The 12988-nt window shown below is 71.8% G+C and carries 12 protein-coding genes and 1 pseudogene; 9 read left to right on the top strand and 4 right to left on the bottom strand.

The window, feature by feature from the left end:
• The first annotated feature begins 225 nt into the window (after positions 1-225).
• Both ACZ43N_RS14580 and ACZ43N_RS14585 read left to right on the top strand, forming a co-directional pair.
• On the top strand, positions 226-1275 hold the full coding sequence (locus ACZ43N_RS14580; protein WP_468097603.1) for a fibronectin type III domain-containing protein: 1050 nt from the start codon (positions 226-228) through the stop codon (positions 1273-1275).
• Positions 1276-1411: 136 nt separating this feature from the next.
• Positions 1412-1945, top strand: a complete 534-nt coding sequence (locus tag ACZ43N_RS14585; RefSeq protein WP_468097604.1) for a hypothetical protein — start codon at positions 1412-1414, stop codon at positions 1943-1945.
• A 63-nt stretch (positions 1946-2008) separates the two neighbouring features.
• On the opposite strand, the gene ACZ43N_RS14590 is transcribed toward ACZ43N_RS14585, so the two are convergent.
• From ACZ43N_RS14590 to ACZ43N_RS14605, 4 genes are all read right to left on the bottom strand, one after another.
• Positions 2009-2623: a PadR family transcriptional regulator gene (locus ACZ43N_RS14590; RefSeq protein ID WP_468097605.1), complete on the bottom strand. Its 615-nt coding sequence runs from the start codon at positions 2621-2623 to the stop codon at positions 2009-2011.
• A gap of 51 nt (positions 2624-2674) precedes the next feature.
• Positions 2675-4690 (bottom strand): FAD-dependent oxidoreductase, encoded by a 2016-nt coding sequence (locus tag ACZ43N_RS14595; RefSeq protein WP_468097607.1) that lies wholly within the window; start codon positions 4688-4690, stop codon positions 2675-2677.
• 144 nt (positions 4691-4834) lie between these two features.
• Complete coding sequence (locus tag ACZ43N_RS14600; protein ID WP_468097609.1) at positions 4835-5647, bottom strand: putative protein N(5)-glutamine methyltransferase; 813 nt, start codon at positions 5645-5647, stop codon at positions 4835-4837.
• 173 nt (positions 5648-5820) lie between these two features.
• On the bottom strand, positions 5821-6612 hold the full coding sequence (locus ACZ43N_RS14605) for a GNAT family N-acetyltransferase (RefSeq protein ID WP_468097611.1): 792 nt from the start codon (positions 6610-6612) through the stop codon (positions 5821-5823).
• Positions 6613-6832: 220 nt separating this feature from the next.
• On the opposite strand from ACZ43N_RS14605, the gene ACZ43N_RS14610 reads away from it, so the two are divergent.
• The 7 genes and pseudogenes from ACZ43N_RS14610 to ACZ43N_RS14640 form a co-directional block, all read left to right on the top strand.
• Positions 6833-7438 (top strand): sulfite oxidase-like oxidoreductase, encoded by a 606-nt coding sequence (locus tag ACZ43N_RS14610; RefSeq protein WP_468097613.1) that lies wholly within the window; start codon positions 6833-6835, stop codon positions 7436-7438.
• Between the two features lie 142 nt (positions 7439-7580).
• Complete coding sequence (locus ACZ43N_RS14615) at positions 7581-8327, top strand: ferredoxin reductase (protein ID WP_468097702.1); 747 nt, start codon at positions 7581-7583, stop codon at positions 8325-8327.
• A 245-nt stretch (positions 8328-8572) separates the two neighbouring features.
• Positions 8573-9157 carry an Rv1733c family protein gene (locus ACZ43N_RS14620; protein WP_468097615.1) on the top strand — a complete coding sequence of 195 codons (585 nt, stop codon included), beginning with the start codon at positions 8573-8575 and terminating at the stop codon, positions 9155-9157.
• Between the two features lie 268 nt (positions 9158-9425).
• The gene (locus ACZ43N_RS14625; RefSeq protein WP_468097617.1) at positions 9426-9878 is read left to right on the top strand and encodes a DUF485 domain-containing protein; all 453 of its coding nucleotides are present in this window, start codon (positions 9426-9428) and stop codon (positions 9876-9878) included.
• Positions 9872-11470, top strand: coding sequence for a solute symporter family protein (locus tag ACZ43N_RS14630; protein ID WP_468097619.1), 1599 nt, complete (start codon positions 9872-9874; stop codon positions 11468-11470). The genes ACZ43N_RS14625 and ACZ43N_RS14630 overlap by 7 nt, the downstream gene beginning before the upstream one ends.
• A gap of 125 nt (positions 11471-11595) precedes the next feature.
• Entirely contained in the window at positions 11596-12564 is a 969-nt protein-coding gene (locus ACZ43N_RS14635; protein WP_468097621.1) for an acetylxylan esterase, read from the top strand.
• Positions 12565-12586: 22 nt separating this feature from the next.
• Positions 12587-12808: pseudogene (locus tag ACZ43N_RS14640) on the top strand (nuclear transport factor 2 family protein); the annotation flags it as partial.
• Between the last annotated feature and the right edge of the window lie 180 nt (positions 12809-12988).

Genomic DNA, 12988 nt, shown 5'->3' on the forward strand with positions numbered 1-12988 from the left:
CGGGGTGGGCGACGACAGCGGCCCGCGCCGTACGACGCGAACTGACCAGCCATGCGGGCGAGTTCACGCCGCGTCAGAGCACCAGCATACGTAGCCGAGCGCCGCGCCGTGAACGGAGCGATCTCTCCTGCGATCCACCCGCGCCCTCTTGATGTGAGCGCATCAGCGTGGCATACATACAGAGGATAGGTACAGACCAATCCGCTCGGGCGAGGAGGCTGGATCGTGCGACGCGTTCCCGTACCGGTGTCGACGCCGGGGCCGCTGCCGGCGTGGGTGGCCTGCGGCTCGCTGCTCTTCGCCGTCTCCTGCGGCGTGCCGGAGGGCCCCGGTCGCCGTCCGCCGCCGGCCCCCTCGGGGGTCACCGCCGCCGCGGGCAGCGCGACCAGCGTGCACGTCATGTGGAACCGGGTGACCGGTGAGCCGGAGGTCGCGGCGTACGAGGTGTACCGCGGCGAGAAGAAGGTGAAGGACGTGGCCGGCGACGCGCACATGGTGGACGTCACCCGGCTGCGCCCCTCCACCACGTATGTGTTCACCGTCCGGGCCCGCAGTGGCACCGGAGACCTCGGGCCGCCCAGCGCGGGGGTTCGGGCCACCACGCCCGCCGGTGGCACCGCCGACCTGCGGGCCCCCACCCGTCCCGCCCACCTCGACGGCCGGGTGATGGGCAGCAAGGTGGTCCAGTTGTCCTGGCGGCGGTCCACCGACGACCGGGGCGTGGTGTCGTACGACATCATGCAGGGCGACTCGAAGATCCACAGCGTGGGCGGGGAGCAGACGGCGGCCGTGGTCACGGGGTTGCGGCCCGGCACCCGGTACTCCTTCACCGTGCGGGCACGGGACGCGGCGGACAATCTCTCGCCGGCGAGCGGAGCCGTGCGGCTCACCACCGGGCGGACCGAGCGAGGGACGGACCGGCCGGGGACGGGGGACCGGGCCGGCGACGGGTCGGGCACCGCGCCCACCGGCTTCCACGCGAGCACGCGCCTCTTGGACGGCACCTACTCCATCGAACTGTCCTGGATGCCGCCGCCTGCCGACGGGGTGATCACGGAGTACGAGATCCAGCTCGACGGGCGCCCCGCGACGACGCTCGTCTGGGGCGGGAACCCGCCGCGGGGGCGGGCCACCCACGGCTTCTACGCGGGACGGGAGGCCGGCGTGACGTACCGGGTGCGGATCCGGGCGAAGCTGCCGGACGGCACCTGGGGCGGGTTCTCGGCAGAACGGACGGTGACCACCGGAGACCGAGGCGTCCCCCGCACGGCGTAATCCGTCACCTGCCCGGGGGCGGTCCGCATGCGGACCGGGCGTGGGGCACGTTGGCTCGCCCTGAGGCAGCACGGGTCCTCCGATCCTCGGCGGCGCAAGGGATGTGCCGCCGACCGTGCCGCCGGAGGGCAGACCCATGCGTACGTCTCAGCTACTCCTCCGCTCCGGCCTGACCATGGCGGCCGCCGCGCTGCCGATCGCCCTGGCCACGCCGTCGGTCGCCGTCGCCACGGGGATCTCGGTGAGCACCACGGGGTCCTCGGTCACCGTCACCACGAGCGATTGCCCCAACAGCGCCAACGGCGCGTTCGGTACGGCCTCCCTGCTCTCGAGCGGGCAGGCGAATTTCTCCCAGGGCCGTCAGACGACCCTCGTCGGCACGAGCACCAGCCAGTCGGCGTCGTGGACCAACGTGACCCCGGGGACCTACACGGTGATCGTGGTGTGCCGGGACGGGACCACGGCGGGCACCCAGTCCGTCATCGTCACCGCCGCCACGCCCACGATCTCCGCGACCGCCTCGCCTTCCCGGGGCGTCATGGGCGGTATGGGCGGGACCACCGAGGAGTACGGCACCCTGACCCTGGTCGGCGGTGGCGTACTGGTGGCCGCCGGCACGGTGGGGGCGGTCTGGTACCTGCGCCGCCGGGCCAAGCCGCACCGGCTGTGACCACCGGGCGGGCGGTCGTCGTGTGACGCGGACGACCGCCCGCTCGTGCTCGGGCCCCCCGGGCTACCCCCGCTCCGCCGCCGCTCCGCCGCCGCCGTCCGGCATCCGGCCGTCCGACCCGCCGTCGTCGGCCACACGGCCTTCCGGCAGTCGCCCGAACTCCGTCAGGGCGTTCCGCAGCCATTGCGTCCAGAAGGTCTCCAGATCGATGCCGGCCCGCAGGATCAGATGCTGGAGACGGTCCTGGGCGGTGTCCCTGCCGGGCCCGAAGTCCCGCTTCTCGATCTCCTCGTACTCAGCCAACTGCCGCTCGTGCAGCGTGAGATGGCGCCGCAGATCGTCCTCGATGCCGGTGGTGCCGACGACCGCCGCGGCGCGCAGCCGTACAAACAGGGCGTCACGCCACACCTTGGGTTCCTGGGGAGCAGAGGTCCAGCGGGCCAGTTCCTCGCGGCCCGCCGGAAGGACCTCATAGCTCTTCTTCTGCCCTCGGGCGGGCCGTTCTGCGGGCAGGGCGCGGATGTAGCCCTCGCCCTCCAGCTTTCCCAGCTCGCGATAGATCTGCTGGTGCGTCGCCGACCAGAAGTAGCCGATCGACCTGTCGAACCGCCGGGTCAGCTCCAGGCCCGAGGAGGGCTTTTCGAGCAGGGCGGTGAGGATCGCGTGCGGGAGTGACATGGGCTCATCCTAGGAAGGGCCGGTGATCACCGGGCACCTCCCGTCGCCCTCCTACAGCTCCGCCGCCAGCTCCGTCCCCTGCTTGATCGCGCGCTTGGCGTCCAGTTCGGCCGCCACGTCGGCGCCGCCGATGAGGTGCGCGGTGCGTCCGGCGGCGACGAGGGTGTCGTAGAGGTCGCGGCGCGGTTCCTGGCCGGTGCAGAGCACGACCGTGTCGACGTCCAGGACCTGGCGGACGCCGTCGATCGTGACGTGCAGTCCGGCGTCGTCGATCAGGTCGTACTGGACGCCGGGGACCATGACGACGCCGCGTTGCTTGAGCTCGGTGCGATGGATCCAGCCGGTGGTCTTGCCGAGGCCGGCGCCGACCTTGGAGGTTTTGCGCTGGAGGAGGTGGACCGAGCGCGGAGGGACGGGGCGCTCGGGGGCGGCGAGACCGCCGGGGGCGCGGTAGTCCATGTCGACGCCCCACTGGCGGAAGTACGCCGCGGGGTCCTCGCTCGCCTTCTCCCCGCCGTCGGTCAGGTACTCGGCGACGTCGAAGCCGATGCCTCCGGCGCCCAGGACGGCGACCCGGTCGCCGACGGGGGCCCCGTCCCGCAGGACGTCGAGGTAGCCGAGGACCTTGGGGTGGTCGACGCCCGGGAGGTCGGGGGTGCGGGGGGTGACGCCGGTGGCGACCACGACCTCGTCGTACTCGGTGAGGTCGTCGGCCGTCACGGGGTTGTCGAGCCGTACGTCGACGCCGTGGGTGTCGAGCTGGTGGCGGAAGTAGCGCAGGGTCTCGTCGAACTCCTGCTTGCCGGGGACCTTGCGGGCCACGTTGAGCTGGCCGCCGATCTCGCTCGCGGCGTCGAAGAGCGTGACCTGGTGGCCGCGTTCGGCGGCACTCACCGCGCAGGCGAGGCCCGCCGGGCCCGCGCCGACGACCGCGATCCGCTTGAGCAGCCGGGTCGGCGAGAGCACCAGTTCGGTCTCGTGACAGGCACGCGGGTTCACCAGGCAGGAGGTGATCTTCCCGCTGAAGGTGTGGTCGAGGCAGGCCTGGTTGCAGCCGATGCAGGTGTTGATGGCCTCGGGCCGGCCGTCGCGGGCCTTGTTGACGAAGTCAGGGTCGGCGAGCATCGGACGGGCCATGGACACCATGTCGGCGTGGCCGTCGGCCAGCAACTCCTCGGCCAGTTCGGGGGTGTTGATGCGGTTGGTGGCGACGAGGGGGACGGAGACCTCACCCATGAGCTTCCTGGTGACCCAGGTGTACGCGCCCCGCGGCACCGAGGTGGCGATGGTGGGGATGCGGGCCTCGTGCCAGCCGATGCCGGTGTTGATGATGGTGGCCCCGGCGGCCTCGACGGCCTTCGCCAGGGTGACCACCTCGTCGAAGCTGGAGCCGCCGGGCACCAGGTCGAGCATCGACAGTCGGTAGATGACGATGAAGTCCTCGCCGACCGCCTCGCGCACCCTGCGCACGATCTCCACCGGGAAGCGCATGCGGTTGTCGTACGAGCCGCCCCAGCGGTCGTCGCGGTGGTTGGTCCCGGCGGCGATGAACTCGTTGATCAGATAGCCCTCGGAGCCCATGATCTCGACGCCGTCGTACCCGGCCTGCCGGGCGAGCCGGGCCGCCCGTGCGTAGTCGTCGATGGTCTGCTCGACCTCGGCGTCGGTGAGGGCGTGGGGGACGTAGGGGCTGATCGGGGCCTGGAGGGCGCTCGGGGCGACGAGGCCGGGGTGGTAGGCGTACCGACCGAAGTGCAGGATCTGCATCGCGATTCGGCCGTCCTCGCGGTGGACGGCGTCGGTGATCTCACGGTGCTGTGCGGCTTCGACGTCGGTGGTGAGCTTGGCGCCGCCCTCGTACGGGCGTCCGGCCTCGTTGGGCGCGATACCGCCGGTGACGATGAGGCCCACTCCCCCGCGTGCCCGCGCCGCGTAGAACTCCGCCATCCGCTCGAAGCCACGCTCCGCCTCCTCCAGGCCGACGTGCATGGAACCCATGAGCACACGGTTGGGGAGCGTGGTGAAGCCCAGGTCGAGGGGGCTCAGCAGGTGGGGGTAACGGCTCATCGGGGCCTCCATGCGTGGCGTCGTCCCCAAGGTTGTAGACGACGCCACGCCGTTTGTGCAACTAGTTGCACAATGGCTGAGGGCAAGGACACACCACAGGAGGGCACGGGTGGCCGAGGGTGAGCCGGGCGGGGTGTGCGGCGGTCAGGTCCCGAGCGGCGTGTGCGGCGGTCGGGTGCCCCAGGGCCTGGTGCCGGTCACCACGTGGGCGTGCCTCTCCTCCGACACGGCAGTCCCGGCGACGAGGCCGGCACCACGCAGGACCTCGACGGCGTGGGGTTCCTGGCGTTCGCTGGTCTCGACGAGCAGACAGCCGCCGGGGGCGAGCCACCGGGGCGCTTCGGCGGCGACCCGGCGCAGGACGTCGAGGCCGTCCGGGCCGCCGTCGAGGGCGACGAGGGGCTCGTGGTCACGGGCCTCGCTCGGCAGGAGCGGCACTTCGCCCGTGGGGACGTACGGCACGTTCGCCACGAGGATGTCGACGCGCTCCCGCAACCCGCCGGGGAGCGCCGCGAACAGGTCGCCCTCGTGGGCATGGCCGCCGTAGCGGGCGATGTTGCGGCGGGCGCAGCGCACCGCCGCCGGGTCGATGTCGGCGGCATGCAGTTCGGCGCCGTCGAGCGACGCCGCCAGGGCGGCGCCCAGCGCGCCCGAACCGCAGCACAGGTCGACGACGACCGTGGCGTGCGGGACGGCGGCGAGCGCCTGCTCGACGAGGAACTCGGTGCGGCGGCGGGGCACGAACACACCGGGATCCACGGTGATGCGCAGGCCCGCGAACTCGGCCCAGCCGAGGACGACTTCGAGTGGTACGCCCGCGACTCGGCGGTCGACCATGGTGGCGGCGTCGTCCGGGGTCGGTGCGGTGCTGAGGATCAACTCCGCCTCTTCTTCGGCGAAGACGCAACCAGCGGCCCGAAGTGCTGTGACGACGGAGGCGGTGGAGAGAGGTGGCATGACAGCCGAGGGCCTTTCGGTGGGCCGAAGGGCGCTCCCGCGGTGGCCTACCGGCCGCGCACCGCGCGGCGTTGAGGTGAGAGCACCCGACCTGACACTGCGGTAATGGGTCTCACCTCCTCGGTCCCGTGGCGACTGGCCCGGTCACCCTACCCCATGGTCACGAGGGGCCATCAAGAGCGCCGCGCCCCGCCCGCACCGGTCCTCGACCGCCCCCGCTGCACGCCCACGTGCTCCTCCCCCGTCGCCACGGCGGGTACACGGGCTCCCATGAAGCGGGTCGTGCGGCGCAGCCGGAAGCCCAGGGACTCGTAGAGGCGGATGGCGTGGGTGTTGGTCGCCGCGGTGTGCAGGAACGGGGTCTCGCCCCGCTCGCGGATGCCGTGGGCGACGGCGTGGATCAGCCGGGTGGCGAGTCCCTCGCCCCGGAACGCCGGGTCGGTGCAGACCGCGCTGATCTCGGTCCAGCCCGGCGGGTGCAGCCGCTCCCCGGCCATGGCGATCAGGGTGCCACCCCGGCGGATGCCGAGGTAGGTGCCGAGTTCGATGGTGCGCGGCAGGAAGGGGCCGGGTTGGGTGCGTGCCACGAGGTCGAGCATCTCGGGGACATCGGCCGGACCGAGGGGGACGGCCTCCCGGTCCGGGGCGGCGGCGATCCCGTCGTCGACGAACTGGGCGCCCGCGAGGTCGAAGGTGACCTCCCAGTCGGCCGGGAAAGTCCCGCTGTAGGCGGGTACCGCGACGTCCGTGCCGGGGCCGGCCAGATCGGCCAGGTCGGCCCAGTCGTCCGCGTCGGGGTGATGGGGCAGGGCCAGCCACGGCGCGACCTCGACGGGATAGCGCAGCACCCGGCCGGACCGCTCGGCGAAGTGGGCGTGCGGACCGGTGAGGGAGGCGAGGGCGGGGTTGTCGAGGACGTGCGGCTCGGTGTCCGCGCCCTTCAGGTCGCTCGCGTACTCGGTCATGCGCTCTTCCGTTCTCCTCCGCCGTCACCACGGCCCCCGACGTGCTCACGGATGAGGCCGGCCGACAACGGCAAGGAAGATCGCGGAGCCGCTATTCCCGGGGCGGTGAAAAGCTCCCGGGGCCGCGGTGATCGGAGCCCGCCCCGGGGATCGGGCACGGCGTCCGGACACGTACGGTGGTACGGCTCAGCAGTCACCGCCGTCGTCACGTTGGACTCGTATGAACGTCACCCGTGGTTTCACCGGGCGCCCCCGCGTCAGCAATCCGGGGCTGCCGCCCGGCCAGTACGACGCGGGCGACGACTGGCCGGTGCTGTCCGCCGAGGTCACGCCCGGCCTCGCACCCGCCGACTGGACGTTCCGGATCGACGGGCTGGTGGCCGAGCCCCGCACCTGGGACTGGGACACGGCGCACGCGCTGCCCGAGTCGGTGTACGAGGGCGACATCCACTGTGTGACGGGCTGGTCGAAGTTCGGGGTGCGCTTCGGCGGCGTCTCGCTCGACGTGTTCCTGGACGCGGTACGTCCCGACGCCTCCGCCACCCACGCGGTCGCGTACTCGCACAGCGGCTACACCACGAACCTCCCGCTCGCCGACCTCACCGGTGGGCGCGCCTGGATCGCCTGGGAGTACGGGGGCGAGGCGCTGCCGGCCGAGCACGGCGGCCCGGCCCGGCTCCTGGTGCCGCACCTGTACTTCTGGAAGAGCGCCAAGTGGATCGCGGGCATCCGGCTCCTCGACCACGACGAGCCCGGCTTCTGGGAGCGAAACGGCTATCACGCACGGGGCAACCCGTGGGAGGAGCAGCGGTACTCCGGTGACTGAGAGAGCGACGGCGACGGAGACGAGCGGGACCCTGGGGGAGACCGGGGCGGTCGCGGAGGCCGGGTGGGCGGCCGGCGGCACGGTCGGCGAGGCCGACGTGGCGCGGGCCGGGGAGGTCGGTGAGGCGGGCACGGCGTCCGGCGTGTTCCTTCCGCCCACGCGGTTCGCCGTGCCCGGGCGGATCGCCGTGAGTGACCGGACGGCGGCGCTCTGGCAGACCGCGACGTTGACGGAGATCCGGCGCGAGACGGCTCGGGTCTCCACGTTCCGGTTCTCGGTACCGGGCTGGGCGGGCCATCTGCCGGGGCAGCATCTGGTGCTGCGGCTGACCGCCGAGGACGGCTACCGGGCCCAGCGCCACTACTCGCTGGCGTCGCCGCCGGATGACGCCGGGCACATCGAGCTGACTCTGGACCATGTGGAGGGCGGCGAGGTCTCCGGGTGGTTCCACACCGAGGCCCGGCCCGGCGACGAGGTGGAGGTGCGCGGCCCGCTCAGCGGGTTCTTCGCCTGGCCCGGGGACCGGCCCGCGCTGTTGATCGGTGCCGGGTCGGGTGTCGTTCCGCTGATGTCGATGATCCGCCACCGGCGGGTGCGCGGGCTCGCTGTGCCCCTGCGACTGCTGGTGTCCGCGCGGAGGCCCGAGGAGCTGATCTACGCGGAGGAGTACGGCGCGGAGACCACGCCCGTGTTCACACGTGTGGCGCCCCAGGGCGTACCGGTGGGCAGGCTGTCGGCGGCCCATGTGGCGCCGCTGCTGGCCGAGCGGCCGGCGGGCGACTGGGAGGCGTACGTGTGCGGCTCGAACGCCTTCGCCGAACACGCGTCGCGGCTGCTGGTCGAGGCGGGTCAGCCGGTGGACCACATCCGCATCGAACGCTTCGGCTGACCCCGAGCTCCGTGGCGGCGCCCCCGGGGGCACGTCCCACGCCCCCGGCCCCCGCCCGGCAGCACCCGCCGCCCCGCCCGGCGGTTCTCCTCCGGCACCGCGGTCACCGGCCCGCACCCGATCCGCTCTCCATGATTTCTCACCCAAACCATGCCATCACGGCCGCTTTCGGGTACACCGGAAGTGCGGACCAGTCCTAACCGGGGTTCTCGTACATGAGGGCCGTACCGGTGAGGGAGGGTGAGATGCGAGGCCAGCTGTTCGGGTGGCGGTGGCGGCGCAATCCGCTGCGCCGACGCTCGGACGTCGTCGAGGCGTGGACGGTGTTGATCGTCCTGATCCTGCTGGTCGTCGGGGCTCCGGCGGCCGGTTTCGTGGTGGGCCGGTGGGCCCACGGTGACGCGGGGGCGCACGCCGCGGCGCAGCGGGCCGAGCGGGACCTGGTCAGTGCCGTGGTCGTGGAGAACGCCCCGGCCGCGGCGCCCTCCGTGCACGGCGACAAGCCGCCCATGCACTGGGTGAAGGCCCGATGGACAGAGCCCGACGGAGGTTCGCGGACGGGTGAGGCCCGCGTGCCGGCGGGCACGAAGAGCGGCGACCGCGCCGACGTGTGGCTGGACGCGGCGGGCCGCAGTGTGCAGGCCCCGCCGACCGACACCGCCGTGTGGCAGCACGCCCTGTCCATGGGGACATGCGCCACGGCGGGTGTCGTCGGCATCGTGCTGGCCGGGCACTTCGTCGTGCGCCACATCACCATCCGGCGACGGCTGGACGAATGGGAACAGGAGTGGGCGCGGACGGGCCCCGAGTGGGGACACCGCTGGGCCTGACCGCGGGTCGCGGCGCACACGACCGGCCGGAACGAGAACCGGAGTCACCGAAAAAGCTGTGCAGTGAATGTCAGCCAGCTGGAAACGTTTACACAATCCGCCCACGCAAGGCGGTTGATATTTCAAACGCCACACTGACATACTCCGCTCTCCCCCCACTTCTTCCGCACGCGACTTGACCCCCGCAGCGGTCGAATTCCTTCTGGGAATTCATCCCACGACTGGTCGGCACCACGTGCGAGACATAAGGCAGCAAAGAGGGTGCATTGTGTCCAACTACACGGCACGGTACGACAGTTCCGTCCCGTATCCACCCCCGTCCGAACCGGGGGGCGACCCGTTTTCCCCCGCTTACCGCCCGAGCCGCGCACCGGCGGGACGCCAGCCGATACACGCACATCCTGAATTCCGTTCCATGAGTGCCGCATATCGCAGGTTCGGTATGTGGGCGACGGCGCTCTCCGTCGGCGCATTTCTGGTGTACGTCGTCCTGTCGAGTTTCGCCCCCGGGGTGATGAACCAGCGATTGGCCGGGCATCTGACCCTGGGACTGGCCCTCGGGCTGACCCAGTTCGCGGTCATGGGTGTGACCTCGTGGCTGTACGTACGGCACATGCGCAGGAACGTCGACCCGGTGGTGCGTCGACTCCGTTCCCAGTTGGAGGACCACCAGGGCGAGCAGCGTCGCATCCGGGCCGGAAGGCGGTTTCGCGCGTGGTGACGGTGTCCGCGAGCGTCGCCGACGCGTTCGGGCTGCGGCTGACCTTCGTCCTGTTCCTGTCGGTCGTCGTGGTCACCCTGTTCACGGCGCTGCTGACAGCGCCGCAGCGTGACGAGATCAGCGAGTTCTACCTCGGCAACCGCGACATGTCGCCGCTGCGCAACGGTCTGGCGATGTGCGGCGACTATCTCTCGGCCGCGACATTGCTCGGCAGTACCGGCCTGGTCGCCCTGACCGGCTACGACGGGTTGCTCTACCTCTGTGGCACGGTCGTCGCCTGGATGATGGTGCTGTTGCTCATCGCCGAGCCGCTGCGCAACTCGGGCCGGTTCACCCTGGGCGACACGCTGGCCCGGCGGCTGCCGGCACAGCAGCGGTCGGTGCGGCTGGCGCTGGCCGTCTGCACCCTCACCGTGTGCGCCCTCTACCTGGTGGCACAACTGGTGGGCAGTATGGCCCTGCTGACGCAGTTCGTCGGCGAGCCGGGGCCGACCACACGGACGATGACGGTGATCATCATCGGCTCCATCGTGACGATCTACGCGGCGATCGGCGGTATGCCGGGCGCGACCTTCATCCAGATCGTCAAGGCCGTGATGCTCGTCGCCGGCGTCACCGTCGTCGCCGTCATGGTGCTGAACCGCTTCAGCTGGAACCTCGACGATCTGCTGTCGTCCGCGACCGCGGGCAGCGGCCTCGGGAACGCATACCTCCAACCGGGGCTGCGCTACGGGGCCGGCCCGATCAGCAAGCTGGACTTCCTGAGCCTGCAGCTGGCCATCGTGCTGGGCCTCGCCGCACTCCCCCATGTGATGATGCGGCTGCTCGCGCCCCGCAGGACCCGGGTGCTGCGCACCTCGGTCGTGTGGGCCGTGGGCCTGGTCGGGTTCGTGTGCCTGATGGCCGCCGTGCTGGGCCTCGGCGCCACCGCCGTCGTGGGCCGGGAGACCATCGCGGACATCGACCACAAGGGCGACGCGGCCGTGCTGCTTCTCGCAGGCCGACTCGGCGGCGAGGTCCTCACTGCGATCGTCTCCGCGCTGGCCTTCGTCACGCTGCTCGCCGTCGCGGCCGGCCTCACGCTCGCCGCGGCCTCGTCGCTCGCCCACGACCTCTACGGCGAGGTCCTCCGCAAGGGGAAGGCCAAGGAGACCGAGGAACTGGGCGTCGCCCGGATCGCCGCGCTGTTCATGGGCGTTCTCGGGATGCTGTTCGCGCTGCTCGCCTGGGGCACCAACACGGCCACCCTCGCCTTCCTGGCCTTCGCGATCGCCGCGTCAGCCATCCTGCCGACCATCGTCTACAGCCTGTTCTGGCGCGGCTTCACCGCACAGGGCGCCCTGCTCAGTCTGTACGGCGGTCTGCTCGTCTCCGTGCTGCTGGTGCTGTTCTCGCCGGTCGTCTCCTCGACCCCGAACTCCATGTACCCCGACGCCGACTTCGCGTGGTTCCCGTTGCAGAACCCGGGCATCGTCTCGATCCCGACGGGCTTCCTGCTCGGCTGGCTCGGCTCGCTGCTCGGCCCCCCGCAGGAGGAGACCGTGTACGAGGACTTCGAGGTCCGGGCGCTGATCGGCGCCGACCAGCGCTGACGGACCGCCGCAGGCGACGAGGCCGTGGCTGTCGCGGACTGCGGGGAGCCGAGAGGCTCTTGGCGGTCCGCGACCACCCACGTACGGTGTGATCATCCGCACCGAGACCTCAAAGGTGGTCCTTCATGGCCCTGTTCGACCTGCCGTTGGACGAGCTCCGTGGTTATCGAAGCGCTTCAACGGAGCCGGAGGACTTCGACGCCTTCTGGGCGAAGACGCTCCAGGAGTCCCGTGAGCACGACCTCGACGCCCGTTTCGAGCCGGTCGACACCCACCTGACCACCGTAGAGGTGCACGACGTCACCTTCGCCGGGTTCGGCGGCCACCCCGTCAAGGGCTGGCTGGTCCTGCCCGCCGGGGCAACCGAACCGCTGCCCACCGTCGTGGAGTTCATCGGATACGGCGGCGGCCGCGGCCTGCCGCACACCCATCTGCTGTGGGCCTCCGCCGGCTACGCGCACTTCGTCATGGACACCCGCGGCCAGGGCAGCGCCTGGGGCGGGGGCGGCGACACCCCGGACCCGGTCGGCGGCGCGCCCGCCTTCCCCGGTTTCATGACCCGGGGCATCGACGCCCCCGAGAACTACTACTACCGGCGCGTCTACACGGACGGCGTCCGCGCGGTGGAGGCCGCCCGCTCCCACCCGCTGGCCGACGCCGCGCGCACCGCCGTCCTCGGCTCCAGCCAGGGAGGCGGCATCTCCATAGCGGTCGGCGGGCTCGTCCCCGACCTGGTCGCGGTCGCGCCCGACGTGCCGTTCCTGTGCGACTTCCCCCGCTCCACGACGATCACCGACCGGGACCCGTACCGGGAGATCGGCAAGTACCTCAAGACGCACCGCGGTCGCGCGGCGGACGTCCGGCGGACCCTCGCCTACTTCGACGGCGTGCACTTCGCCGCGCGCGGCCGGGCACCGGCCCTGTTCTCGGCGGCGCTCGAGGACCAGACGTGCCCGCCGTCCACGGTGTTCGCCGCGTTCAACGCCTGGGCCGAGGCCGAAAAGCACATCGAGGTCTACGAGTTCAACGACCACGAGGGCGGCGGGCCCTACCAGGAGGCGGCCAAGCTGCGCTGGCTGGCCTCACACCTGTGAGGGACGGAGGGGACGGCACCGTATGGACACGACCGCGGCCGCCGAGCGGTTCGTCGGGGTGTGGTCGTGGGCCTGGCCGGCCCACGACGTCGACGCGATCCTGGAGCTGTACGCCGAGGACTGCGTGCACCGCTCCATGCCGTTCCGGGAGCCGCACCGGGGCAAGGACGCGCTCGCCGGGTATCTGCGCTGGTCGTTCACCGACGAGTGGGTGCACGACGTGCGCTTCTCCGCCCCCCTGACCGGCCGGGACGGCCTGGCCGTCGCCGAGTTCCGTGTGCTGCACGAGGAGCCGGAGGGGCCCGGCACCTCGCCGGCTGCGTCTTCATGCGGTTCGACGCGACGGGCCTGGCCGTCGAGACCCGTGACTACTGGCACGAGGCCCCCGGCCACCTGGAGCCCGCCGGGCCGATGTTCCTGCTCC

It is taken from the genome of Streptomyces sp. NPDC030814 (genome assembly GCF_055572155.1).

What these genes read in the sequence shown, in the direction of transcription:
- ACZ43N_RS14585 (WP_468097604.1), top strand. Translation starts at nt 1,412, where the DNA reads ATGCGTACGTCTCAGCTACTCCTCCGCTCCGGCCTGACCATGGCGGCC.
- ACZ43N_RS14590 (WP_468097605.1), bottom strand. Translation starts at nt 2,623, where the DNA reads ATGTCACTCCCGCACGCGATCCTCACCGCCCTGCTCGAAAAGCCCTCC.
- ACZ43N_RS14595 (WP_468097607.1), bottom strand. Translation starts at nt 4,690, where the DNA reads ATGAGCCGTTACCCCCACCTGCTGAGCCCCCTCGACCTGGGCTTCACC.
- ACZ43N_RS14600 (WP_468097609.1), bottom strand. Translation starts at nt 5,647, where the DNA reads ATGCCACCTCTCTCCACCGCCTCCGTCGTCACAGCACTTCGGGCCGCT.
- ACZ43N_RS14605 (WP_468097611.1), bottom strand. Translation starts at nt 6,612, where the DNA reads ATGACCGAGTACGCGAGCGACCTGAAGGGCGCGGACACCGAGCCGCAC.
- ACZ43N_RS14610 (WP_468097613.1), top strand. Translation starts at nt 6,833, where the DNA reads ATGAACGTCACCCGTGGTTTCACCGGGCGCCCCCGCGTCAGCAATCCG.
- ACZ43N_RS14620 (WP_468097615.1), top strand. Translation starts at nt 8,573, where the DNA reads ATGCGAGGCCAGCTGTTCGGGTGGCGGTGGCGGCGCAATCCGCTGCGC.
- ACZ43N_RS14635 (WP_468097621.1), top strand. Translation starts at nt 11,596, where the DNA reads ATGGCCCTGTTCGACCTGCCGTTGGACGAGCTCCGTGGTTATCGAAGC.